The organism is Streptomyces sp. SS7, assembly GCF_037993025.1.
Classification (GTDB): domain Bacteria; phylum Actinomycetota; class Actinomycetes; order Streptomycetales; family Streptomycetaceae; genus Streptomyces.
In genome coordinates this window covers 5188099-5209159 of sequence record NZ_CP141223.1, presented here as the reverse complement: position 1 = coordinate 5209159, position 21061 = coordinate 5188099, and the positions used below count along the sequence as shown (strand labels likewise).

Annotated in this window: 19 protein-coding genes, 2 tRNA genes, 1 other RNA gene and 1 pseudogene; 8 read left to right on the top strand and 15 right to left on the bottom strand. The window is 72.2% G+C overall.

What is annotated here, in order from left to right; all coding sequences use genetic code 11:
- Positions 1 to 59: 59 nt before the first annotated feature.
- From U5640_RS24110 to U5640_RS24095, 4 genes are all read left to right on the top strand, one after another.
- Positions 60 to 803 carry an ABC transporter permease gene (locus U5640_RS24110; protein ID WP_340385289.1) on the top strand — a complete coding sequence of 248 codons (744 nt, stop codon included), beginning with the start codon at positions 60 to 62 and terminating at the stop codon, positions 801 to 803.
- A 21-nt stretch (positions 804 to 824) separates the two neighbouring features.
- On the top strand, positions 825 to 2060 hold the full coding sequence (locus U5640_RS24105) for a histidine kinase (RefSeq protein WP_340377830.1): 1236 nt from the start codon (positions 825 to 827) through the stop codon (positions 2058 to 2060).
- Positions 2057 to 2665: a response regulator transcription factor gene (locus U5640_RS24100; RefSeq protein ID WP_340377829.1), complete on the top strand. Its 609-nt coding sequence runs from the start codon at positions 2057 to 2059 to the stop codon at positions 2663 to 2665. Before U5640_RS24105 ends, U5640_RS24100 begins: the two co-directional genes overlap by 4 nt.
- Before the next feature lie 23 nt (positions 2666 to 2688).
- Positions 2689 to 2764: transfer RNA gene (locus tag U5640_RS24095), tRNA-Gly, on the top strand.
- Positions 2765 to 2899: 135 nt separating this feature from the next.
- Here U5640_RS24095 and U5640_RS24090 read toward each other — a convergent pair.
- The 6 genes from U5640_RS24090 to ffs all read right to left on the bottom strand — a co-directional run bounded on the left by U5640_RS24090 (position 2900) and on the right by ffs (position 11879).
- A complete protein-coding gene (locus U5640_RS24090; RefSeq protein ID WP_340377828.1) occupies positions 2900 to 3799 on the bottom strand; it encodes a phosphoribosylaminoimidazolesuccinocarboxamide synthase in 900 nt (299 codons plus the stop codon).
- A gap of 118 nt (positions 3800 to 3917) precedes the next feature.
- Positions 3918 to 5444, bottom strand: a complete 1527-nt coding sequence (locus tag U5640_RS24085; RefSeq protein ID WP_340377827.1) for a N,N-dimethylformamidase beta subunit family domain-containing protein — start codon at positions 5442 to 5444, stop codon at positions 3918 to 3920.
- 213 nt (positions 5445 to 5657) lie between these two features.
- Positions 5658 to 7622 (bottom strand): hypothetical protein, encoded by a 1965-nt coding sequence (locus U5640_RS24080; protein ID WP_340377826.1) that lies wholly within the window; start codon positions 7620 to 7622, stop codon positions 5658 to 5660.
- 323 nt (positions 7623 to 7945) lie between these two features.
- Complete coding sequence (gene purD, locus U5640_RS24075) at positions 7946 to 9199, bottom strand: phosphoribosylamine--glycine ligase (RefSeq protein ID WP_340377825.1); 1254 nt, start codon at positions 9197 to 9199, stop codon at positions 7946 to 7948.
- 114 nt (positions 9200 to 9313) lie between these two features.
- Positions 9314 to 11725: a DNA polymerase III subunit gamma and tau gene (locus tag U5640_RS24070; RefSeq protein WP_340377824.1), complete on the bottom strand. Its 2412-nt coding sequence runs from the start codon at positions 11723 to 11725 to the stop codon at positions 9314 to 9316.
- A 55-nt stretch (positions 11726 to 11780) separates the two neighbouring features.
- Positions 11781 to 11879, bottom strand: an RNA gene (ffs, locus tag U5640_RS24065) — signal recognition particle sRNA small type.
- Positions 11880 to 11951: 72 nt separating this feature from the next.
- Between ffs and U5640_RS24060 the strand changes: the two genes are divergently transcribed.
- Positions 11952 to 12039: transfer RNA gene (locus U5640_RS24060), tRNA-Ser, on the top strand.
- A 79-nt stretch (positions 12040 to 12118) separates the two neighbouring features.
- Here the strand turns inward: U5640_RS24060 and U5640_RS24055 are convergent.
- The 5 genes and pseudogenes from U5640_RS24055 to U5640_RS24035 form a co-directional block, all read right to left on the bottom strand.
- Positions 12119 to 12346: a hypothetical protein gene (locus U5640_RS24055; protein WP_340385713.1), complete on the bottom strand. Its 228-nt coding sequence runs from the start codon at positions 12344 to 12346 to the stop codon at positions 12119 to 12121.
- A gap of 16 nt (positions 12347 to 12362) precedes the next feature.
- Positions 12363 to 12545, bottom strand: a pseudogene (locus tag U5640_RS24050) (mobile element transfer protein).
- Positions 12542 to 12727: a hypothetical protein gene (locus U5640_RS24045; RefSeq protein WP_340377823.1), complete on the bottom strand. Its 186-nt coding sequence runs from the start codon at positions 12725 to 12727 to the stop codon at positions 12542 to 12544. The pseudogene U5640_RS24050 and the gene U5640_RS24045 overlap by 4 nt, the downstream one beginning before the upstream one ends.
- Positions 12728 to 12743: 16 nt before the next feature.
- Positions 12744 to 13442 (bottom strand): DUF2637 domain-containing protein, encoded by a 699-nt coding sequence (locus U5640_RS24040; protein ID WP_340377822.1) that lies wholly within the window; start codon positions 13440 to 13442, stop codon positions 12744 to 12746.
- 86 nt (positions 13443 to 13528) lie between these two features.
- Positions 13529 to 14827 carry an FtsK/SpoIIIE domain-containing protein gene (locus tag U5640_RS24035; protein ID WP_340385287.1) on the bottom strand — a complete coding sequence of 433 codons (1299 nt, stop codon included), beginning with the start codon at positions 14825 to 14827 and terminating at the stop codon, positions 13529 to 13531.
- Between the two features lie 206 nt (positions 14828 to 15033).
- Here U5640_RS24035 and U5640_RS24030 point away from each other — a divergent pair, with 206 nt between their 5' ends.
- Both U5640_RS24030 and U5640_RS24025 read left to right on the top strand, forming a co-directional pair.
- Positions 15034 to 15324 carry a hypothetical protein gene (locus tag U5640_RS24030; RefSeq protein WP_340377821.1) on the top strand — a complete coding sequence of 97 codons (291 nt, stop codon included), beginning with the start codon at positions 15034 to 15036 and terminating at the stop codon, positions 15322 to 15324.
- 276 nt (positions 15325 to 15600) lie between these two features.
- Positions 15601 to 15864: a hypothetical protein gene (locus U5640_RS24025; protein ID WP_340377820.1), complete on the top strand. Its 264-nt coding sequence runs from the start codon at positions 15601 to 15603 to the stop codon at positions 15862 to 15864.
- Between the two features lie 225 nt (positions 15865 to 16089).
- Here U5640_RS24025 and U5640_RS24020 read toward each other — a convergent pair whose 3' ends face one another.
- From U5640_RS24020 to U5640_RS24005, 4 genes are all read right to left on the bottom strand, one after another.
- Positions 16090 to 16692 carry a hypothetical protein gene (locus tag U5640_RS24020; protein WP_340377819.1) on the bottom strand — a complete coding sequence of 201 codons (603 nt, stop codon included), beginning with the start codon at positions 16690 to 16692 and terminating at the stop codon, positions 16090 to 16092.
- A 231-nt stretch (positions 16693 to 16923) separates the two neighbouring features.
- Positions 16924 to 17325: a PIN domain-containing protein gene (locus U5640_RS24015; protein ID WP_340377818.1), complete on the bottom strand. Its 402-nt coding sequence runs from the start codon at positions 17323 to 17325 to the stop codon at positions 16924 to 16926.
- Complete coding sequence (locus U5640_RS24010) at positions 17322 to 17570, bottom strand: hypothetical protein (RefSeq protein ID WP_340377817.1); 249 nt, start codon at positions 17568 to 17570, stop codon at positions 17322 to 17324. Before U5640_RS24010 ends, U5640_RS24015 begins: the two co-directional genes overlap by 4 nt.
- A 128-nt stretch (positions 17571 to 17698) precedes the next feature.
- Positions 17699 to 18010, bottom strand: a complete 312-nt coding sequence (locus U5640_RS24005) for a calcium-binding protein (protein ID WP_340377816.1) — start codon at positions 18008 to 18010, stop codon at positions 17699 to 17701.
- A 264-nt stretch (positions 18011 to 18274) separates the two neighbouring features.
- Between U5640_RS24005 and U5640_RS24000 the strand changes: the two genes are divergently transcribed.
- The gene (locus U5640_RS24000) at positions 18275 to 21061 is read left to right on the top strand and encodes a DEAD/DEAH box helicase (RefSeq protein ID WP_340377815.1); all 2787 of its coding nucleotides are present in this window, start codon (positions 18275 to 18277) and stop codon (positions 21059 to 21061) included.

Genomic DNA, 21061 nt, shown 5'->3' with positions numbered 1-21061 from the left:
GCGGGGGCACGCAGGCCGGCCCCGCGTCGAGGGCCGCGGTGACGACCCCGGTGAGCCGGATGGCGGCCCTCGCCCGGGCCGAGCTGACCCTGCTGGGACGCAGCAGGAGCACACTGCTCACGGCGGTGCTGGTGCCGCTCGCGCTGCCGTTCAGCTTCGGGCCCCTGATCGACAGCATGAACGTGCAGGACGTCGGTCTGACGACCGGTCTGGTGCTGCTGCCGGCGGCGATCGGATTCTCCCTGCTGTTCGGGGTGTACTCGGCACTGACCGCCATCTACACCGTCCGGCGCGAGGAACTGGTGCTGAAGCGACTGCGCACCGGCGAGCTGCGGGACACCGAGATCCTGGGCGGGACCGCGCTGCCGGTCCTGGTGACGGGGCTGGTGCAGTCCATCGTCCTGGTGGCGGCCTCCAGCGCGGTGCTGGACGTGCCCGCGCCGAAGGCTCCGCATCTCGCCGTCCTGGGACTCCTGTTGGGCCTGGCCCTCTGTGCGGCGCTGGGGGCGCTCACGGCGGCCCTGACCCGGACCGTGGAGAGCGCCCAGGTCACCCCCATGCCGTTCCTGCTGGTCTCGATGATGGGCTCCGGGGTGACCGTCCCCCTGGAGATGCTGCCCGACCGGGTCGCCTCGCTCTGCGAACTGCTGCCGCTGTCCCCGACGATCACCTTGATACGCGGCGGCTGGACCGGCGACCTCTCCGCCTACGAGGCGCTGGGGGCGATATCCACAGGCCTGGCCTGGACGGTGCTGGCAGTGTTTGCTGTACGGCGGTGGTTCCGGTGGGAACCACGGCGCTGAGACGGGGGACGAGGGGAAGAGATGCGCGGCCCGGGGCGCTGGTGGCGGGGGAAGAGCACACCGGCGAAGTTCGAGACGTACACGCGGTGGTCGTTCCACTTCTTCGGAGTGAGCGAGATTCTCGGAATAAGTCTGCCGGCCTTCGGCTCCCTGGGGCCCGGGCTCGGCGGCGCGCTGATGACCATGGTCACAGTGCATGCCGTGCTCTGCATGTTCATGGTGTCGCGGGGGCTGGACTGGACGCGTGGCCGGCGTCCCCAGCCCGTGCGGCTGCTCTGGACGCTCGGCTCGCTCACCGCCGCCATCGCGGTGGCGGCCCTCTGGATCGCCCAACGGGGTCCGCACCGTGAGAGCGTCGACACCACCGCGGGTGCCGTCTTCGGGGTCGTCCTGATCATAGGGACAGGGGTCCTCACGCTCGGCGTGCGGGACCGGCGACGGGTGTACGCGACAGTGTTCGGCTTCTCGCTCGGCGCGGGCGTCGTCTCCCTCCCGCTGAACGTGCCGCCGCCCGCCGCCGTCCTCAGCGTGGTGGCCGTGTTCCTCGGCTCCGGACTCCTCGCCTTCACCGCGCTCTTCTCGGTGTGGCTGCTCGACGCCGTCTACCAGCTCGACGAGGCCCGCGAGACCCGCGCCCGGCTCGCCGTCGCCGAGGAGCGGCTGCGCTTCGGGCGGGATCTGCACGACGTGATGGGGCGCAACCTCGCGGTGATAGCGCTGAAGGCGGAGCTGGCGGTGCAGCTGGCCCGGCGGGAGCGGCCGGAGGCGGTGGAGCAGATGATCGAGGTGCAGCGGATAGCGCAGGACTCCCAGCGGGAGGTGCGCGAGGTCGTACGGGGGTACCGGGAGGCCGATCTCTCGGTGGAACTGACCGGGGCGCAGGGCGTGTTGGCGGCCGCCGGGATCGACTGCGAGATGCGGGGGGAGGCGGACGGGCTGCCCGGTGAGGTGCAGTCGGCGCTCGGCTGGGTGGTGCGGGAGACGACGACGAACGTGCTGCGGCACGGAGACGCCCGGCGCTGTGCGGTGGAGCTGCGGATCACGGAAGGATGCGTGGTGCTGACCGTGGAGAACGACGGGGCCGAGGCCGTGCGCGACGGGGCCGGCGGGGGCGGTTCGGGGCTCGCCGGGCTGCGGGAGCGGCTGCGGCAGGTCGACGGGACGCTGGAGACCGGGTTCGTCCGGCCCGGGGTGTTCCGGGTCATGGCCGAGGTCCCCCTGGAGAGAACTCACATGGTGAGCGAGGTCACTTCATGACGGTGCGGGTGCTGCTCGCCGACGACGAGCATCTGATCCGCGGTGCGCTGGCCGCGCTGCTGTCCTTGGAGGACGATCTGCTGATCGTCGCGGAGGCGGCCACCGGACCGGAGGCGCTGGCGATGGCGCGGGCGCACTCACCGGATGTGGCGGTGCTCGATCTCCAGATGCCGGGCGCGGACGGTGTGAAGGTCGCCACATCGCTGCGGGCCGAACTGCCCGGCTGCCGGGTGCTGATCGTGACCAGCCATGGCCGGCCGGGGCATCTGAAGCGGGCGCTCGCGGCGGGTGTGCGGGGGTTCGTCCCGAAGACGGTGAGCGCTCAGCGGCTGGCGGAGATCATCCGGACCGTGCACTCCGGAAACCGTTACGTCGATCCGGAGTTGGCCGCCGACGCCATAGCGGCCGGGGATTCGCCGCTGACCTCGCGTGAGGCCGAGGTGCTCGAACTCGCCGCCGAGGGGGCGCCGGTCGCGGAGATCGCCGAGCGGGCCGGGCTGTCGCAGGGGACCGTGCGGAACTACCTCTCGTCGGCGGTGTCCAAGCTGGGTGCGGAGAACCGGCACGCGGCGGTGCGTCTCGCTCGGGAGCGGGGTTGGGTATAGTTGGCCTCGCGCCACGGCGCAGTGCGGACGTAGCTCAGTTGGTAGAGCGCAACCTTGCCAAGGTTGAGGTCGCGAGTTCGAGCCTCGTCGTCCGCTCCAGTGAAACCCCGGTCCGGTGGGCCGGGGTTTTTGCTTGCCGTTTTCGGGTGCGGGATTTCGTCCGCCCCCGTGACCTGCGGGGGGAGGCGGTCCGGGTGGACCGGTGGCCCCCGCAGGTCACGGGGGCCGTCCGGGTCAGGACCAGGTGAGGCCCGTCAGGCGCTCGTAGGCCTCGATGTACTTGGCGCGGGTCGCGTCGACGATCTGCTGGGGCAGCGGCGGCGGGGGCTGCTCGCTCTTGCGGTCCCAGCCGGACTCGGGCGAGGTGAGCCAGTCACGGACGAACTGCTTGTCGTACGAAGGCTGGGCGCGGCCCGGCTGCCAGGAGTCGGCCGGCCAGAAGCGCGAGGAGTCCGGGGTGAGGACCTCGTCCGCGACGACGAGGGTGTCGCCGTCGAAGCCGAACTCGAACTTGGTGTCGGCGAGGAGGATGCCCCGCTCGCGGGCGATGTCGCGGGCGCGGCCGTAGACGGCGAGGGTGGCCTGGCGGAGCTGGGCGGCGGTGTCGGCGCCGACCTGGCGGGCGACCTCCTCGTAGGAGACGTTCTCGTCGTGCTCGCCGACGGCGGCCTTGGTGGCCGGGGTGAAGATCGGGGCGGGGAGTTCGCTGCCGTCGACCAGGCCCTCGGGGAGGGCGAGGCCGCAGACCGTGCGCGACTCGACGTACTCGAGGAGGCCGGAGCCGGTGAGATAGCCGCGGGCAACGCACTCGACCGGGAGCATCCGCAGGGACTTGCAGACCAGGGTGCGGCCGGCCCAGTCGGCGGGGGCGCCGGGGGGCAGTTCGGTGCTGAGGACGTGGTTGGGGACCAGGTCGGCGAGCTGGTCGAACCACCACAGGGAGAGCTGGGTGAGGACGCGGCCCTTGTCGGGGATCTCGGTCGGGAGCACCCAGTCGTAGGCGGACATACGGTCGCTGGCGACCATCACGAGGTCGCCCGCCTCGTTCTGGTACAGCTCGCGCACCTTGCCGGTGTGCAGATGCACCAGGCCCGGCACCTGGAGGGGCTCGGGCTTTTCTACGAATCCGGACACGGTTCCTCCCCGTGATTTCGTCCTGAACCTTGATTGTCCCGTACGTCGGGACAGATCAAGGACGGAGGGTCCGCCGACCCTGGCAGGGAGGCCGGGGCGGGAGGGGGCGGGGGAGGTGTCAGTCGCGCTTGCAGATGCGGTCGAGGAGGTTGGCGGTGGCGCGCTGGATGCGGGGGTCGACATGGCCCGGGCGGTCCAGGGCGGGGGACCAGGCGAAGGTGCCGGAGGCGAAGACGAGGGCGCCCGAGGGGGCGCGGTAGAGGGAGGTCTCCTGGTGGCGCAGGACGCCGTCGTGGTCGGTGTACGGGGAGTGGGCGAGGAGGATGCGGTCCTCGTGGGGCGGGAGGGGGGTGCGCGGGAAGTAGCGGTCGGCCTCGCCCGCGACCAGGCCCTCGATGCCGTCGCCCTCCTGGGCTCCGGTGGCCTCCCAGAGCCAGTGGTCGGCGTTGCGCACGATCAGCGGATGCGGCTCGGGGACCCGGCCGGCGTACTGGATGCCGACCAGCTGCTGCTCGGCGCGGTCGATCTCCCGCCAGAGGACGGACTTGCCGGGGCCCCTGCGTTTGCGGCAGGTGAGCAGCCGGGCGGGGACTCCGGACGGGGACGGGCCCAGTTCCACCTGCCAGTACAGGCTGTTGGCGGAGAGGAAGACCAGGGAGGTGCCGCTGTCGCGGGCGAGTTCGACCGTGCGGCGCATGGTCGCCGACCAGTACTCGTCGTGGCCGGGGAAGACGAGGCCCCGGTAGCGGGTGGGGTCGACCTGGCCGGAGTGCAGGTCGCGGGCGTCGGCGTAGGCGAGGTCGTAGCCGTAGCGCTCGGCCCAGCGGATGACGTCGTAGGCGTGGCCGACGTGCAGGGGCAGGCCCGCGCCCGCGTACGGCCGGTCGAAGGAGACCGTGGTCGCGGCGTCGGCCTCGCCGAGCAGCCGGCCGTCGCGGTCCCAGGCGTGGTAGAAGCTGGCGCCGGTACGGCCGTCCTCGGGGTAGAGGTTGTAGGCCTGCCAGGTGACGTCGGGCAGGAGCAGCAGCAGGTCGGCGGGGCGCTGGTCGCGGACCGTGAAGGGGATGTGGGAGCGGTAGCCGTCGGCCGTGGTGAGGACGGCGACGTACGCCCCGACATTCCAGTACGAGGGGATCTGGAGCCGCCAGGAGAGCCACCAGTGGTGGCAGGAGACCGTGCGGTCGGCGGTCAGCGGCGGGGGCTGGACGATGCCGGCGAGACGCGGGCTGGTGGTGATCTTCGCGGCGCCGGCCCCGTCGTAGTGGCCGATGCGGTAGATGTCGACGCTGAACTCCTGGGGCGGGTCGACCGTGATGTGGAAGTCGACGGCCTCGCCCGGGGCGACCGCTCCGGTGGAGGTGAAGCCCTTGATCTGCCGGCGGACGTCGTCGGCGGAGCGGGGGACCCCGGACGCGGAGGCCGGGCCGGGCGCGGTGCGCGGGCCCGGGATCCTGGGCCCGCGCTCGCCGCCCGGGCCGGGCGCGGGGGCCGGGTCGACGTACCAGGGGACGACCTGGCCCGTGTCGTCGAAGTACGTCTCGCTGCCGCGCAGCCAGGGGACGGGGCCCTGGCCGAAGGGATCCGTCACGGCGTGGGCCAGTGCTCCCGACTCCCAGCGGCGGATGTGGTCCGGTCCCGGTGCCATGGCGCTCCCCTCCCTGGTGCCCCCGTGATCGTCCGGCGGTGCGGTCGCTCTCGCTGGTCGGCTGTCCTATGTCGCCCGCCCATGCCATGGGCGCGTTCGATCCCAGCACATCACATAACGCGCGCAGACAGTCACTATTCGTTGCGAATTGGCCGAAAGTGGAACCGGGGGGTCCGTTCCGAGCGGGCGGGGTTGTCCGTGCGGGTCGGGCGGTCAGCCGAGGCGTACCGGCTTCTCGGGGCGTATGCCCAGTTCCACCAGCCAGGCGCGCAGGGGGCTCGCGTCACCGTCCTCCACCAGGCTGAGCACCCGGGGGGCGAGATCGGCCACCCGCTCGCCGTCGACGAGGAGGGTGGGGCCGTCGAGCCAGTCGAGACCGGGGGTCGCCCCGACGGTGTCCATCGCGGCGCAGCACACCATCGCCGTGACGTGGTCGGCGAGCAGTTCACGGTCGGTGCGTGGGGGCTGGAGCGGGAAGAGCGGAAGCGCGCCGTCCTCCCAGAGCGGACCGTCGGGGCCGCCCTGGCCGCCGCTGGGCGCGGGGGGCTTCGCCGCGGTCGCCGTCGCCTCCTCCCGCGCCACCTCCGAACCGAGCCGCGCGGCGAGCGCGGAGGAATGGGGATGGGGGGTGGGCAGACCGTCTCCGCCGTCGGCCTCGTCGCCTGCCTCCTCGTCGCCGTCCTGAACAGCGCCTTGGCCACCGCCGTGGGGGCTGTCTTCGTCGCCGCGGTGGGCGCCATGCTGGGCGTGCCCGAGGTCGGCGCCGTTTTGGCCACCGTCGGGTGGGGTGACGGACGCGGCGCCTGGGGTGGAGGAAGCGGCGGCCGCCGAAGGGGTGGCTGTCCCCGCCGGGAGGCCGCCGGAGGGCGGTAGGTCGGGGGCGGCGGACGTCAGGTGGTCCAGGACGCGGGCCAGGGTGGGGCCGGACGGATGGGGGCAGGTGTGGTCGGGGGCGGGGCGGACGCCGAGGGCGTCGAGGACACGGTGGAGGCGGGCCGCGTCGGTGCGCCATTTACGGTCGACGACCTCCTCCGGGTACTCCTGCCAGTCCACCGGCGCCCAGTCCGGGCCGCACTCGGCGGGCCCGCCGTGGAAGAGGCGGGCGGCGAGCAGGGAGGCGGCCTCGTCCACCGCGCCGGGCTCTTCGAGGAGGTCACAGGCGGGGCGCTCACCGAGGCGGGAGGCGAACCCCTCGGCCAGGCGGTCCCGGCGGGAGAGCTCGGTCAGCGCGGCCACGACACCAGCGTCCAGCCGGGACGGCCAGCGGCCCATCCGCCAGGCCGGCAGCGCGACCCGGGTCAGCAGCCGGTCCCAGCCCGCGTACGCGAGGCCGACCTGCTCCTGGGCGACGATCCGCAGTCCGTAGTCCACCGCCTGGGCGCGTTCGGCCGCCGCGGCCGCCACGCCCCGCTCCATCTCGGCGGCGTGCACCTGGCAGCCGCGCAGCATCAGCCGGCTGACCCAGCCGATGCCGGTGCAGACCAGACGGGCGGCGGGACAGCGTCCGCGGTCGGCGGAGACGGCCACCGCGGCGTCCAGCCCTCGCACGAAGCGCCGGGCCGCAGCTATGTCGGGGTGCGCCGAAGGACCCGTACCGGCGACGACCGGGGCGAGGACGGCACGCAGTTCACCGACGCGCATCCACCACAGGAAGGGGGAGCCGATGACCAGGACCGGCGCCGTCGCCGTACGACGGTACAGGTGGTGGCGGCTCGGGCCCGCGCCGGCTATCTCGTCGCCGCGCCGGGGCGCGGGCGGGCCGTGGGACGGGTGGGTGCGGTCCTCCAGCCAGCTGTCGCAGTCCGGGGTGAGCGCTATCGCGGAGGGCGCGGGGACGTCGAGACGGTCGGCGAGGTCGCGCACCAGCCGGTACAGATCGGGGGCCGCCTCCTCGGCGACGGCGACCGTGGGGCTGACGGCGGGCCGGGCGCGGGCGACGACCAGGCCCACGACACCGGCGGCGAGCAGGACGACCAGCGCGACCACGCCGACCACCCAGCGGGCGGTGTCCCAGCCCGGGCCCACGAGGTGTCCGGTGGACCCCCCGGCGAAGAGGATCACGGCGGCGGCCGGGGGCAGCAGCGCGACGGCGAGCGCCCGGCTGCGGACCCGCAGCACGGCCAGCGCCCGGGCCCGCGCACTCTGCGCGCCCGCCTCCGCTCCTCCCGTACCGATCACGACCGGAACTCACCCCCTCACCGTCTCGCCGTCCTGGCCGGCCTGCTCCTGCTCACTCCCCCACTGTGGCACCCGCGACTGACATCGCAATGCCGGTGGGCCAAGTGCCGGAATGCTTGCGCCGCACCCTAGTTGGCGCTCCGGCCTCCGTCAGCCGGATGGCTCAGCGCTCACTCGATGGAATGGCTTTGGGGAAAGGTGAAGGACGGTGGGCAACGATCAGGCCCCGGGTTCCGGGGGAGCCCACGAGGGGTTCCCCAGGGGCCCGGGGCCTGGGTGGTGCGCTGGGAGTGCGGTGCGCATGCGGTGCGGTCGCGGGCGTGTTACGCGCCCGCCGCCGCCTTCGCCGCGATGTCCGTACGGTGCTGGGAGCCGTCGAGGCCGATGCGGGTGACGGCCCGGTACGCCCGCTCGCGCGCCTCGGTGAGGTCCGTGCCGGTCGCGGTGACGGACAGCACGCGGCCGCCGGCGCTGACGACCTTCTCGCCGTCCTTCTTCGTCCCGGCGTGCAGGACGTACGCGTGCGGGGCGTCCTCGGCGGCCACCGCGTCGAGGCCGGTGATGGCGTCGCCGGTACGCGGGGTGCCGGGGTAGTTGTGCGAGGCGATGACGACGGTGACGGCCGCGTCCTCGCTCCAGCGCAGGCGCTCCAGGTCGGCGAGGGTGCCGTTCGCGGCGGCGAGCAGCACGCCGGCGAGCGGGGTCCGCAGCCGGGCCAGCACGACCTGGGTCTCCGGGTCGCCGAAGCGGGCGTTGAACTCGATGACGCGGACCCCGCGGGAGGTGATGGCGAGGCCGGCGTAGAGCAGCCCGGAGAACGGGGTGCCGCGGCGGCGCATCTCGTCGACGGTCGGCTGCAGGACGGTCTCCAGGACCTCCTCGACCAGCTTCGGGTCCGCCCAGGGCAGCGGCGAGTACGCGCCCATGCCGCCGGTGTTGGGGCCCGCGTCGCCGTCGAGCGCGCGCTTGAAGTCCTGGGCTGGCTGGAGCGGGAGGACCGTCTCGCCGTCGGTGATCGCGAAGAGGGAGACCTCCGGCCCGTCGAGGAACTCCTCGATGACCACACGGTCGCAGGCCGCGGCGTGCGCCTTGGCCGCCTCGAGGTCCTCGGTGACGACGACGCCCTTGCCGGCAGCGAGACCGTCGTCCTTCACGACGTACGGCGCGCCGAACGCGTCGAGGGCCTCGGCGACCTCCTCGGCGGTCGTGCAGACGTAGGAGCGGGCGGTCGGGACGCCGGCCCCGGCCATGACCTCCTTGGCGAAGGCCTTCGACCCCTCCAGAAGGGCGGCCTCCCGGGACGGTCCGAAGACCGGGATCCCCGCCTCCCGCACGGCGTCGGCGACCCCGGCCACGAGCGGCGCCTCCGGGCCTACGACGACCAGCTCGGCGCCGAGCTCCCGCGCCAGCGCGGCCACGGCGCCGCCGTCCAGGGCGTCGACCTGGTGCAGCTCGGCGACCTCGGCGATGCCGGCGTTGCCGGGCGCGCAGTGCAGCGCGGTCACGGCGGGGTCGAGGGACAGGGAGCGGCACAGGGCGTGTTCGCGGGCGCCGTTACCGATGACGAGGACGTTCACAGGGGTCAGCCTAACGGCAGGGGGCGGGCGCCCTTGTGCGGGAGCCCGAGGGGCGAGGGGCGGCGAGTTCATAGGATCCGACGAACGACGACGGTCCGGACCCCCGCGGACCCCCTACTCGTTGGTGTACTCCTCCACCACGGTCGCGCCCAGTTCGCGCACGATCAGCTCGTGGCCGGAGAGGGCCGACTCGTTGAGGTCGGGGTCGTCGTCCTCGGGGATGTCGTCCTCGGGGGCCACCGGCTCCGGGGCCGGGGGCGGGGCGGGCGCCGGGGACGCGGGCGCCGGGCCCGCCGCGGAGCCGGGCTGGGACGGGGGTGCGGAAGGGGACTGGGCCTGGGAGGTGGGGCCGCCGGAGGCCGGTGAGGGAGCGGACGGCGCGCCGCCGCCGTACCCGCCGCCGGGGCTGCCGTACCCGCCGGGTGCGCCTGCGCCGCCGGGGCTGCCGTACCCACCGCCCGGGCTGCCGTACCCGCCGGGTGCGCCTGGGCCGCCGGTGCCGCCACCGCCGTAACCGCCGGTCGGAGCGGGGGCCGAGCCGCCGGACGGGTCGATGACCGCCTCGATCTTCCACTGGACGTTGAACTGCTCGCCGAGCGCCTGGCGCAGCACCTCCTCGCTGCCGCTGCTCGCGAAGTTGTCCCGGGCCCCGGCGTTGACGAAGCCGAGCTGGAGGGTGGTGCCGTCGAAGCCGGCGATGTGCGCGTTCTGGCTGAGGAGGATCCAGGTGAAGCGGCGGCGGTTCTTGACCGCCTCCAGGATGTTGGGCCAGAGCGTGCGGGGGTCGGGACCGCCGGCCGGGGGTGCGTACGCGGCGGGGCCGGCCCCGGAGGCGGGCGGGGCCACGGGAGCCTGGGCGGTGCTGGGAGCGGATGCCGCCGGGGGACGTACCGTTCCACCGCCCGCGGGGGCGGCCGTGGGCCAGCCGCCCGGCCGGCGTCCGCTGCCGGCGGCGGTGGCGGTGGGCCAGGCGCCGGGGGCGGGTGCGGGAGCGGCTTCGGCGGCGGGGGCCTGCGCGGGAGGTGCGGAAGGGGGCGCCGGGGCCGGGGCGGGAGCGGCGGCCTGGGGCACGGCGGCGGGCGGAGCCGGCGACTGAGCGGGCGGCCGGCCCTGGAAGGGAGCCGGGGGCTGCCCGGCGTAGGGCGCCGCGGCAGCCGCACCGGCGGCAGCACCGGAACCGGGAGCCGCACCCGCACCCACTACCGCTCCCCCGGGGGCGGCGCCACCCCGTACCGCCGCCCGCGCGGCGGCCGCTCCGCCTCCCGGGGGGACAGGGGCGCCCCCGGGCGCGGCCGGGGCGGCATGGGCCTCGGGCCCGGGGACGTACCCCATGGCGGGCATGCCCTGGACGCCGCCGGCGGCGAAGTTCACCCCGCGCTCGATGCGGTCGAGGCGGGCCATGACGGAGCGCTCGTCGCCGTAGGCGGCGGGGAGCAGTACGCGGGCGCAGATCAGCTCGAGCTGGAGGCGGGGCGAGGTGGCGCCGCGCATCTCGGTGAGGCCCTCGTTGACCAGGTCGGCGGCGCGGCTCAGCTCGGCGGCGCCGAAGACGCCGGCCTGGGCCTGCATCCGCTCGATGACATCGGCCGGCGCGTCGAAGAGCCCCTTCTCGGCGGCGTCCGGCACGGCGGCGAGGATGACGAGGTCGCGCAGCCGCTCCAGCAGGTCGGCGACGAACCGCCGCGGGTCGTTGCCCCCCTCGATGATCCGGTCCACGACCTCGAAGGCGGCCGCGCCGTCACCGGTGGCGAAGGCCTCGACGACGGAGTCGAGCAGGGAGCCGTCCGTGTAACCGAGGAGGGAGGTGGCCATGGCGTACGTCACACCGACGTCGGTCGCGCCCGCGAGCAGCTGGTCCATGACGGACATCGAGTCACGCACGGAGCCGGCACCCGCGCGCACGACGAGCGGCAGCACGCCGTCCTCGACGGGGATGGCCTCCTGCCGGCACACCTGGCCGAGGTAGTCCCGCAGCGTGCCGGGCGGCACGAGCCGGAAGGGGTAGTGGTGCGTCCGCGACCGGATCGTGCCGATGACCTTCTCGGGCTCGGTGGTGGCGAAGATGAACTTCAGATGCTCCGGGGGCTCCTCGACGACCTTGAGGAGCGCGTTGAAACCGGCCGACGTGACCATGTGGGCCTCGTCGATGATGTAGATCTTGTAGCGGCTGCGCGCGGGCCCGAAGAAGGCCTTCTCGCGCAGGTCACGGGCGTCGTCCACACCACCGTGCGAAGCGGCGTCGATCTCGATGACGTCGATCGAACCCGGGCCGTTGCGCGCCAGGTCGCGGCAGGAGTCGCACTCCCCGCACGGGGTCGGCGTGGGGCCCTTCTCGCAGTTCAGGCAGCGGGCCAGGATGCGCGCGCTGGTGGTCTTCCCGCAGCCACGCGGACCGCTGAACAGGTACGCGTGATTGACCCGGTTGTTCCGCAGCGCCTGCTGCAGCGGGTCGGTGACATGCTCCTGCCCGATGACCTCGGCGAACGACTCCGGGCGATAGCGGCGGTACAGCGCGAGAGACGACACGCTTACGAGGTTATAGGCGCCCACCGACAACCGGCCCCGGGTCCCGCCCCGGGACAACGCGAGCGCCCCCCACGCACCCGCCAGAGCCGACCTACCCTTGCTGCCTTCCGGCCCTGGGGGAGTTCAGTCAGATAGCGCCGCGTGAGGGGCTGCCCAAACAGTACCCGATGCCGACGGCCGGGAACGAGTTCGCGAGCACTCCTCTCGGTCATGTAATGTTCCCAGCGGAGGATTCGCCTAGAGGCCTAGGGCGCACGCTTGGAAAGCGTGTTGGGGGCAACCCCTCACGAGTTCGAATCTCGTATCCTCCGCCAGTGCCTCACCGGGCACGATGTCGAAGGGCCCCACCGCTTGCGGTGGGGCCCTTCGACGTTGTCCGTCTCACTTTCCGTCTCAGTTGGATTTTCCGTCGGCATCGGGAGCTCCGGGCGGAACCCAGAGCGCATCGCCGACTTGTTGCGCGACTTTCCGGAGGAGGGTGGCGACGGCGGGGGCGAGGACGCTGTTGGCGACGAGGTAGCCGCCGAGGAGGAGCAGGGCGACCAGCCACCAGGGCGGGCGGGCGAGCTGGATGCCGAGGACGGCGACGACGAGGACGGCGAACCAGAGGGGGACATCCATGGCGGTGATCTCCTCCTCAGGCCTTGCAGCGGTGGGTGCGGGCGGCGAGTTCGGCGGCGGTGCGGCTGTCGTACTCGGCGGAGAACGTGCAGCGGGGCGCGGTGCAGGCGGCGAGGTGGCGGTTGCGGCCGCGGGCGAGCTACGAGGCGACCTGTACGGGGCCGATGCGGCGGACGTTGCGGAACCGGGGGCCGGTCATCGCAGGGTGTCCTCTCCGGTGAAGTCGTGGGTGTGGTCGGCGAGCCACTGGCGGATCTCGGGGTGTTCGTCGTCGGTGGCCTGGTTGATGGCGGCTTCGCCGACGGCGAGGGCTTCGACGAGCCGATTGCGGCGGGTCAGCTCAGCGGCGTACTCCAGGGCGGAACGGATGGCCGGGCGCATGACAGGGGTCCCTTTCTCAGAGGTGGGCGGCGACGGAAGGCGTCATGGACGGGGGCAGTCCGAGCCGGGCGCGGACCGTGTCGGGGTCGGCCGGTTCGCCGGTGGTGGCGCGGTGCTGCTCGGCGAGCGCCTGGACGCGGTCGACGAGGGCGGGTGGGAGGAGGACAGTGGGGGCGGGTGTCGGGGCGGCGACCGGTTCGGGAGTCGACTCGGGGGCGGTTGCCGGTGGCGGGGACGGCGCCGGGACCGCGTTACGGTGTGGCTCGTCGACCGCAGCCGGGGCGGAGGGCGGTTCGGTGTCCGTCTCCGGAGTCACCGAGACCGCTGACGCGTCCGGGGCGCGAGGTGTGTGGGCGAGGAGCGTTCCGCCGAAGAAGGCGACGGCCGGCCACCCAGCTACCACGACGCGGAGCGAGGCGGGTACGTGGTCCAGGTCGAGGAGTCCGGCGGTGGCGATGTTGGCGCCGAGGGACGCGGCCAGGGCGACCAGGAACCACAGCCGCGGTCCCTCGGCCGGGCGTCCGGCACGCTGCTGCTCGCGCATCCGGCGCCAGGCGGCGACGAGCAGCAGGTCAACGCTGACGGGGTAGGCCCACGCCTTCCAGCCACCCTGTCCGGCCGCCTCCGCCAGGTCGTGCAGGTGGGAGAAGGACAGGGCGCCTGCGATGACGGCTTGGACGATCACAGCGTCCACGCGAGCGAAGTGGGCACGCATCGGCTCGTCTTCCTTCCGGTTCGAGGCATGGGGGGGTAGGGACTTGGCGTGAGGCGGTCACGCCGACCGTGGGGAGGGAGTTACGGCTACTCGGTCACCGGGCGGGCGAGGGGCGCAACAGCCGCGGAAGAGGGCTCGGCGGCGATGGCGGGCCGGAAGGCGTCGAGGCGGGGCAACAGCGGCACAAGGGCGGCGGTGGCGCGGCAGACAGCCGCCGCTTCGTCGAGGGTGAGATGGGGCGAGCGGGCGCGGGACCAGCCGCCGGAGGAGTCGCCGACGATGGCGACGCCGGGACGTTCGGCCGGGATGGCGGTGGCGGCGAGCGCGGCTTCCGGGGAGATGTCAGCAAGCGCCATGTTCGCCGAGGACTCGTCGTTGACGCGGTGGCAGATGCGGCCGGTGAGCTGGGCCCGGAGCATGGTCGCGCCCTTGCCGAGCTCAGAGCCGAAGCGCTGTCCGCACACTTCGAGGTAGATGCCGGCCGCGCGGCCGAGCTGGGCGATGCGGATGAGCTTGGTGACCATGGCGTCGCGCCGCTTCTCGTCGTCCCGGCTCGCGGCGAGGAACAGTTCCGCCACCTCGTCGACGACGACCACGACCGGCACTGGCCGTACCTTCTCCGGCAGCCCCCACACGTCCGAGGTGAGGACGGCGTCCGGCCCGATCGTGGAGCTGAGCCCGATCAGTCGGAACCGCGCCTCCATCTCTTCCAGCAGGACGTCAAGGAGGTCGTTCGCCCGGTCCGGGCAGTCGGCGAGCGCCGACAACCGGGGCGCGAACGGTGCCAGTTCAACGCCCCACTTGCAGTCGATTCCGACGAGCACGACCGGTTGCCGGGCGAGGCCGCACAGCAGGTTGCGCAGGTAGACGGACTTGCCGGACTGCGTGGCGCCGAGGATGAGTTCATGCGGCACGGCGCGGAAGTCCCGCACGTGCCAGTGCCCGTCATCCCGCAGCGCCAGCGGCAGGGACAGCAGCCCGCCGCCCTTCTGCCACCGGAGCGGACGCCGTACGTCTGCCAGGACATCCCAGCCGATCAGCCGCAGTTCCAGCCGCCCCGGCTTGGTCGGACGGATGTGCACGGCGTGAGCCGCCCAGGCGTGCCGCAAGCGGTCGGCCGAGGCGAGGAAGTCTTCCGGAGCCTGCCCGGTTGCCATGCGGAGCCGCATGACGAGCCCGGATCCGGTCGGCAGCGGGAACGACCGACGCGGCGGTACGGGAGCCGCTTCCCGCCCGACGAGCCGAGCCGTGGCCCGACGGACGGCCGAGGCCGGGACCGTCAGACCGCAGGCGTCCATCGTGGCCCGGTAGGTGGTGAGCACCCGCAGCGCGACGAGCGGATACCCGCCCAGCCACCAGAACGCGACCGGACCGCGATGATCAATACTGGGCCGTCCCTGGGCCGTCCGACGTTCCCCGAGGCCACTCGACAGTGACCGACAACGACAGATGAGCCGCAGCCGTCAACCCCGAACCCCAGGTCAGAGCCCCCCGGCCGAACGGGTTTCCCCCAGGGGTAGCCGTCCGGCAAGATGGGGCGCTTCTTTCCGCCGGACAGCAGTGCCGCCCGGCACATCTTGGGGGGAATTCCGTGATCACCGCTGTTTCGGACGGGTACGAACCGGCCTATCAGCTCCAGACGAGCCTGCTCACGCTGATCTTTGGTATAGCGCTCATCAGCGTCGGGCGGATGCTGCGGCGGACCGGACAGCTACCTGCGTATCTCGACTTCGGGCAGAAGGCATTGGGCTCGCTGGTGCCGCAAAGAGGCAAGAGTGCCGGCGCCAGGAGACTCGGCGCAGCCATGATCGGCGCAGGTGGGCTCTTTCTCTTCGGTACCGTCTGCCTCATACTCGGCGCGCTGGGCGTGCTCGGCCCCTGAGGGCGGGCTCAGCGGCCAGCTTCAGGTGAGTGTCTAACTGCGTGACAACGCCGACAGACAGCGGCGAACAAGCACGGACACCCACGGACTGTCGGCGCAGGTGAGAGGCAGTCCAGCCCAAGGCAGAGCCCCCGCCCAAGTTGCTTCGGGACGAAGAGGTCGTGGGTTCAAATCCCGCTGCGCAGCGCGGGGCAGGGGCCCATTCACGTCAGTGTGAATGGGCCCCTGCAGCAGCACCATCGGCGAAGATCCTCAGGTGATGGCTAGGGTGGCGCCATGCTGCAGCTACCGCCCGGCCACCCTGAGGACGAAGTCACGAGCAGGGAAGAGCTGGTGGCCTTCATCGCCCAGCTCCGGGACGACTTCGTGGAGCGGGGCGACCAGTGGGAGAACGCCACTCTGGACCGCTTCTTGGATGCGCTGACCGCCTGGATCGATGCTTCCCCTGGTTGGTACAGGAACTTCGACCAGGAAATGCCCCCCAACGGCGACTGGACTCTCTTCGCTCGTGCCCTGAGTGCCGCAGTCGTCTACGAGTAGGCGGCCACGCCCCGCACTGCACCAGATCGATCCTCAGCACCGCACCACAAACGCACCAGATGGGGCGGGGAACACCGGTGAACCACGGTGAACCACGGTGAAAGCAGCAGAACCCAGCGGGACCAAGCATCCACCGTTCGCCCAGGTCAGCACCCAAGCCAGCCCCAAATGCTCGCAGCTTCCCAAGCTGAGGGCGCCCGCCGCCTGCCCGGGCTCCTCGAAGAGTCAGAGAAGGTCCCGCCAGAAGGGGGCCGTCGCTCGCGGGTTCCAGCTGTCGTCGACCTCGCCCCGGGCCTCGTCGAACTCCTGGTGCATGTAGTCGGCCAGGTCCAGGCCGTAATAGATGATGTCGGTCTGCCACATCGAGAGCACCGGATGCCCGAAGCCTCCCCGGTCGGCAGGCAGGTATCGGTGGGCATACACGGGCACCATCACCGGCGCCTCCGCCAGATGACGCCGCGCCGTATCCAGTGCCGCCGTTGCGTCGGCTGGACGCTCACCCCAACCCTCGTACCAGAACGCGTTGTGCTCAACGTCGAGCAGAACACCCTCGACCGGCCAGTCGAGCTGTCGACGCAAGCTGTCCAAATCGCCGCCGCGCCACTCCGGCCAGGGCCTGGACCAGGTCTGCCCGTCCTCGGGAGGGACGTTGATCGGTAGCCCAGCCGCAAGGAATGCCCGGTGATCGTCCGCGAACTCGAAGCCAAACTCGCGCTCGATGCGCGTGAACTCGGCCTCCGTCAGCCCCGCCTCGAACTCATAGAGGCCCGTCTGTGCCAGGCGATGCGCGGCCTCCGCACCCAGCCGTACTCCCTCATTGCTGATCACCGGCGCACGCTAGCGCCGACCGCAGCCAACCGTCACCCGAGTTATGCACGGTCTCCGTCTCAGTTTCCCTCTCATTCAGCCCCGTTCACGGCCGTTCAGGCGAGACCGCGAGTCGGCTGTTTCGGTTGCATTTATAGGCGACATTTGGGGCATACCCGTCAAGCGGGAGCGGCGCATGCGCGCATCCATGGGGCGACCGACGCAGGCTCCGTGACGGAGTCACGGCAGCGGTCAGAACCCGATCATCCGGACCTTGCTGCCGCACAGCCGGGTCATGTCATCGACATCCGAGGTGAGGATGGCGACCGGGCCAGGCTGGCGCAAGGCCGCTTCCGCGACGGTGGCGTCGATCGCGTACTTGTGTCCGTGCAGGCCGGCGCCCTTGAGCAGTTGTGCCGCCGCCTTGGCCGCCGCCTCGGTGACCGGCTCCACCTTGACCCGGGAGAGCGCCCATTGCAGTCGGGGCAGGTTCACCCTGGCGTGGCTCACCTCCACGATGGTGTTGGCGCTGACGACAAGGTCCGCTCCCATGTCGTGGAACACCTGGAACATCGCCAGAACCTTCCGGTCCTGCGCCACCCAGGCCGACAGCCCCTCGCTGTCCAGGACTACAGTCTCAATGTGCCCGCTCACGCGGCGCTCGCGCCACCGGCGGCCTGCGCGGTACCGAAGATCCGCGCCCGCGCCTCGGCCAGCTCTTCCTCACTGAAGGCCCCGTGCTCGTCCGTGTGGCTGCGCAGGTCAGCCCCCAGAAGCTGATGCCGGATCTGCCTGGCGACCGCTTCGGCCACGTAGCCGGAGATGTTGTCCGTGATCTTCTTCAGCTCCGCCACCTGCTCGGTGGGAAGTGTCACCGTGATACGTGTGGTGTCAGCCATAGCGGCAAGCATACTGCGGTATGCGCGCTAAGTGCTCTCTGTTTCCCGCAGTCGGTCCGGTCAGCGGCAGTAGGGACGACTGTCCGTTCGAGCAGGAGCTCAGCTGGGCATTTGTGCGACGCGCCGGTTCAGCGGGCCCAGTAGCGGTATGCCTCGATCCATCGCGAGCCCTCGGGGGCGGGTTCCGGCAGCGGCAGGTCCAGAATTCCGATGTCCTGTCGGACCGACCCCCGGGCACAGCGTGCGACCACGCGCCCGTCGTCGGTCAGGTCGACACCGACCACGTTCACCTCGACGCCGAGAACAGTCGTGGTGAACGGCACGGCAAGGCTCTCCTCGATCATCGCGAAGAAGCCGGTGAGCTGCTCGTCCTGGCCATAGGCGTCGACGGTGGCCTCTTCGATCAACGCCTCCAGCGCGGCTGGTTCCCAGGTGCTCATGGCCTCACCGTAGCGCCGCACCGTCCGGTTGAGGACCGGTGTGTTCAGCAGCGGCATATCCGCCGTGGCGCCGTCGCCAGCGGTCAAGCTAAGGCCCACGGTTGCCAGCGTGTGACGTTGCCTGGTGGGGTTCGGTAGTGAGCGGGCCTGGGGAGGGTCCGGCAAGCGACAGGGCGGAAGAGAGTGGCACGAGTCGTCGTACGAGAGCCGGGTACGGGCGCGAGGAGCACACCGCCGCTGGCCCGGCAGGAAACATCCGCCTTCGTGAGGGAGTTGCTCGGCGCCGGCTGGGCGGCGGTGTTCCTGCCCGGTGAGCCCGCCCGCCTCGGTCGGCTGCTGCTGTGGAAGCCGACCGAGGCAGCGGCCGGGGACAGTATGGCGCCCACCGGCCTCGAGACCGAGGCGGTGGAGCTCGTCCTGCCGCACGGCCGTTCGGTCAGGCGGCGCAGGGTCGAGGGTTACGCGCTGCCTGTCGCCGTCGCTGTCTCCGCCCTGGCCAATGCGGAGCCGACGCATCCCTCCGGCGCCGCCTGGCAGGCCGCCACTCGCTTCGCGCTGCGGCTGCTAGCCGACAGCCGCCTTCACCCGGCCATCACCCCCGCCGGTTACGACACCTGGCAGGTGGGTCCCTTCACAGCCGCCCAGCGCCAGACGCTGGACGCCCTGGCCGCTGCCTTCCCGCCGCACGCCCACTGCCTGCCCGAGCCAGGTCCTGCGCCGGTACGGATCGCCGAACCGGCTGCGCTGGTACGCCAGTTCTGCGACGCCGTCGCCGATGATCTGGTCCGTACGCCGGCCGCGCCGCTCGCCATGGGAGCGCTGCCGTACGCCTGGCGCGAGGCCCGTGCCGTGCCCACCTTGCGGGAATGGGCCGAGGAAACCCAGGCTGCGCTCACCGCCGATGTCAGTGTCTCCCTGCGCGTCGACGTACCCGAAGGACGCCGACGGCAGTTCCGGGCCGTCCTGCAACTGCACACCGCTGCGGACCCGGCGCTCGTCATCGAGGCCGCACGGCTGTGGAGCGAACCGACCGAAGCGGAGCGGCTACTCGGCCCGCGCGCCGAGACCGAGACCCTGCTCGCCCTGCGTCGCGGCGCCCGCGCCTGGCCCCCACTGCGCAGGCTGCTCGACGATGCCGCTCCCGATCAGCTCCGGTTGACCGACGACGAAGCCTTCGAACTCCTCGGTGACGCCACGGACGCACTGCGCGCGGCCGGTGTCGACGTGCACTGGCCGCGCGAACTGGTCAAGGCACTCACCGCGACCGCTGAAATCGGGCAGCGCACCGCCCCCGGTTCCACCGCGGGCGGCCTGCTGGACACCGAGGCCCTCCTCGACTTCCGCTGGCAGGTCTCCCTCGGCGGCGAGCCGCTCACCGAGGCCGAGATGGACGCCCTCGCAGAATCACGCCGCCCCCTCGTCCGGCTGCGCGACCAGTGGGTGGTCGCCGACCCGAGGCTGGTGGCCCGCGCCAAGCGCCGCCGGATGGAACCGCTCACCCCCATGGAGGCGTTGAGCGCCGCCCTGACCGGTGAGGTCGAGCGGGACGGTGACCGGGTCCCCTGTGCGGCGGTCGGTGCGCTCGGCGACCTGGTCGCTCGTATCCGCGACCCCGAGTCCCGCACCCCCGTACCCCAGCCCGCCGCCCTCAAAGCCACGTTGCGCGAGTACCAGAAGCGGGGCCTGGCCTGGCTGGCCGAGATGTGCGCACTCGGCCTCGGCGGCTGTCTCGCCGACGACATGGGCCTGGGCAAGACCATCACCTTGCTCGCTCTGCACCTGCACCGCCAGAGCGACCCCACCACCGCGGGCCCCACCCTTGTCGTCTGCCCGGCCTCCCTGCTCGGCAACTGGCAGCGCGAGGCCGCCAGATTCGCACCACTCACCCCCGTACGCCGCTACCACGGCGGCGACCGCCACCTGGGGAGCCTGGCCGGCGACGAGATCGTCCTGGTCACCTACGGGGTGCTGCGCCGCGACCGCGAAGTGCTCGCCGAGCCAGCCTGGTCGCTGGTGGCCGCCGACGAGGCACAGCACGTCAAGAACCCCTACGCCGTCACCGCCCGCGAACTGCGCGCCCTGCCCGCCCGCGCCCGCGTCGCCCTCACCGGCACCCCCGTGGAGAACAACCTCTCCGAGCTCTGGGCACTGCTCGATTGGACCACCCCCGGGCTCCTCGGCACCCTCACCGCCTTCCGTGACCGGCATGCCCGCGCCATCGAGACAGGCGAGGACCCCGAGGCAGCCGAGCGCCTGTCCCGTCTCGTACGTCCCTTCCTGTTGCGCCGCAAGAAGTCCGACCCCGGCATCGCGCCCGAACTGCCGCCCAAGACCGAGACCGACCGCGTCGTCCCGCTGACGGCCGAACAGACCAGCCTGTACGAGGCACAGGTCCGCGAGACCATGGCGAAGATCGCGGAGTCGGAGGGCATCGCCCGGCGCGGACTGGTGCTCAAGCTGCTCACCGCGCTGAAGCAGATCTGCAACCACCCCGCCCAGTACCTGCGGCAGTCCACTCCTCTGCGGGGCCGCTCCGGCAAGCTCGACCTGCTCGACGAGCTTCTCGACACCATCACCGCCGAAGGCGAATCCGTGCTGGTCTTCACGCAGTACAAACAGATGGCGGCTCTGCTGGAGAAGCACCTCTCAGAGCGCGGCGTCCCCACTCTCTTCCTGCACGGTGCCACCCCCGTCGCGCGGCGCGAGGAGATGGTGGACCGCTTTCAGCGCGGTGAAGTGCCGGTGTTCCTGCTGTCGTTGAAGGCGGCGGGCACCGGACTCAACCTCACCCGCGCCACTCACGTCGTGCACTACGACCGCTGGTGGAACCCAGCCGTCGAGGACCAGGCCACCGACCGCGCCTACCGCATCGGCCAGGACAGACCCGTCCAGGTGCACAAGCTCCTCGCGGAGGGAACGGTGGAGGACAAGGTGGCGAAGCTGCTCGAAGCCAAGCGCGCCCTCGCCGACGCCGTCGTCGGCTCCGGCGAGGCAGCCCTCACCGAACTGTCCGACGCCGACCTCGCCGAACTCGTCGCCCTGGGAAGGTAG

Bases quoted from the DNA above. Each gene is read 5' to 3' on its own strand.
- U5640_RS24110 (WP_340385289.1), top strand. From the start codon at position 60: ATGGCGGCCCTCGCCCGGGCCGAGCTGACCCTGCTGGGACGCAGCAGG.
- U5640_RS24105 (WP_340377830.1), top strand. From the start codon at position 825: ATGCGCGGCCCGGGGCGCTGGTGGCGGGGGAAGAGCACACCGGCGAAG.
- U5640_RS24100 (WP_340377829.1), top strand. From the start codon at position 2,057: ATGACGGTGCGGGTGCTGCTCGCCGACGACGAGCATCTGATCCGCGGT.
- U5640_RS24085 (WP_340377827.1), bottom strand. From the start codon at position 5,444: ATGGCACCGGGACCGGACCACATCCGCCGCTGGGAGTCGGGAGCACTG.
- U5640_RS24055 (WP_340385713.1), bottom strand. From the start codon at position 12,346: ATGGATGTCCCCCTCTGGTTCGCCGTCCTCGTCGTCGCCGTCCTCGGC.
- U5640_RS24045 (WP_340377823.1), bottom strand. From the start codon at position 12,727: ATGCGCCCGGCCATCCGTTCCGCCCTGGAGTACGCCGCTGAGCTGACC.
- U5640_RS24040 (WP_340377822.1), bottom strand. From the start codon at position 13,442: ATGCGTGCCCACTTCGCTCGCGTGGACGCTGTGATCGTCCAAGCCGTC.
- U5640_RS24025 (WP_340377820.1), top strand. From the start codon at position 15,601: ATGCTGCAGCTACCGCCCGGCCACCCTGAGGACGAAGTCACGAGCAGG.
- U5640_RS24010 (WP_340377817.1), bottom strand. From the start codon at position 17,570: ATGGCTGACACCACACGTATCACGGTGACACTTCCCACCGAGCAGGTG.
- U5640_RS24005 (WP_340377816.1), bottom strand. From the start codon at position 18,010: ATGAGCACCTGGGAACCAGCCGCGCTGGAGGCGTTGATCGAAGAGGCC.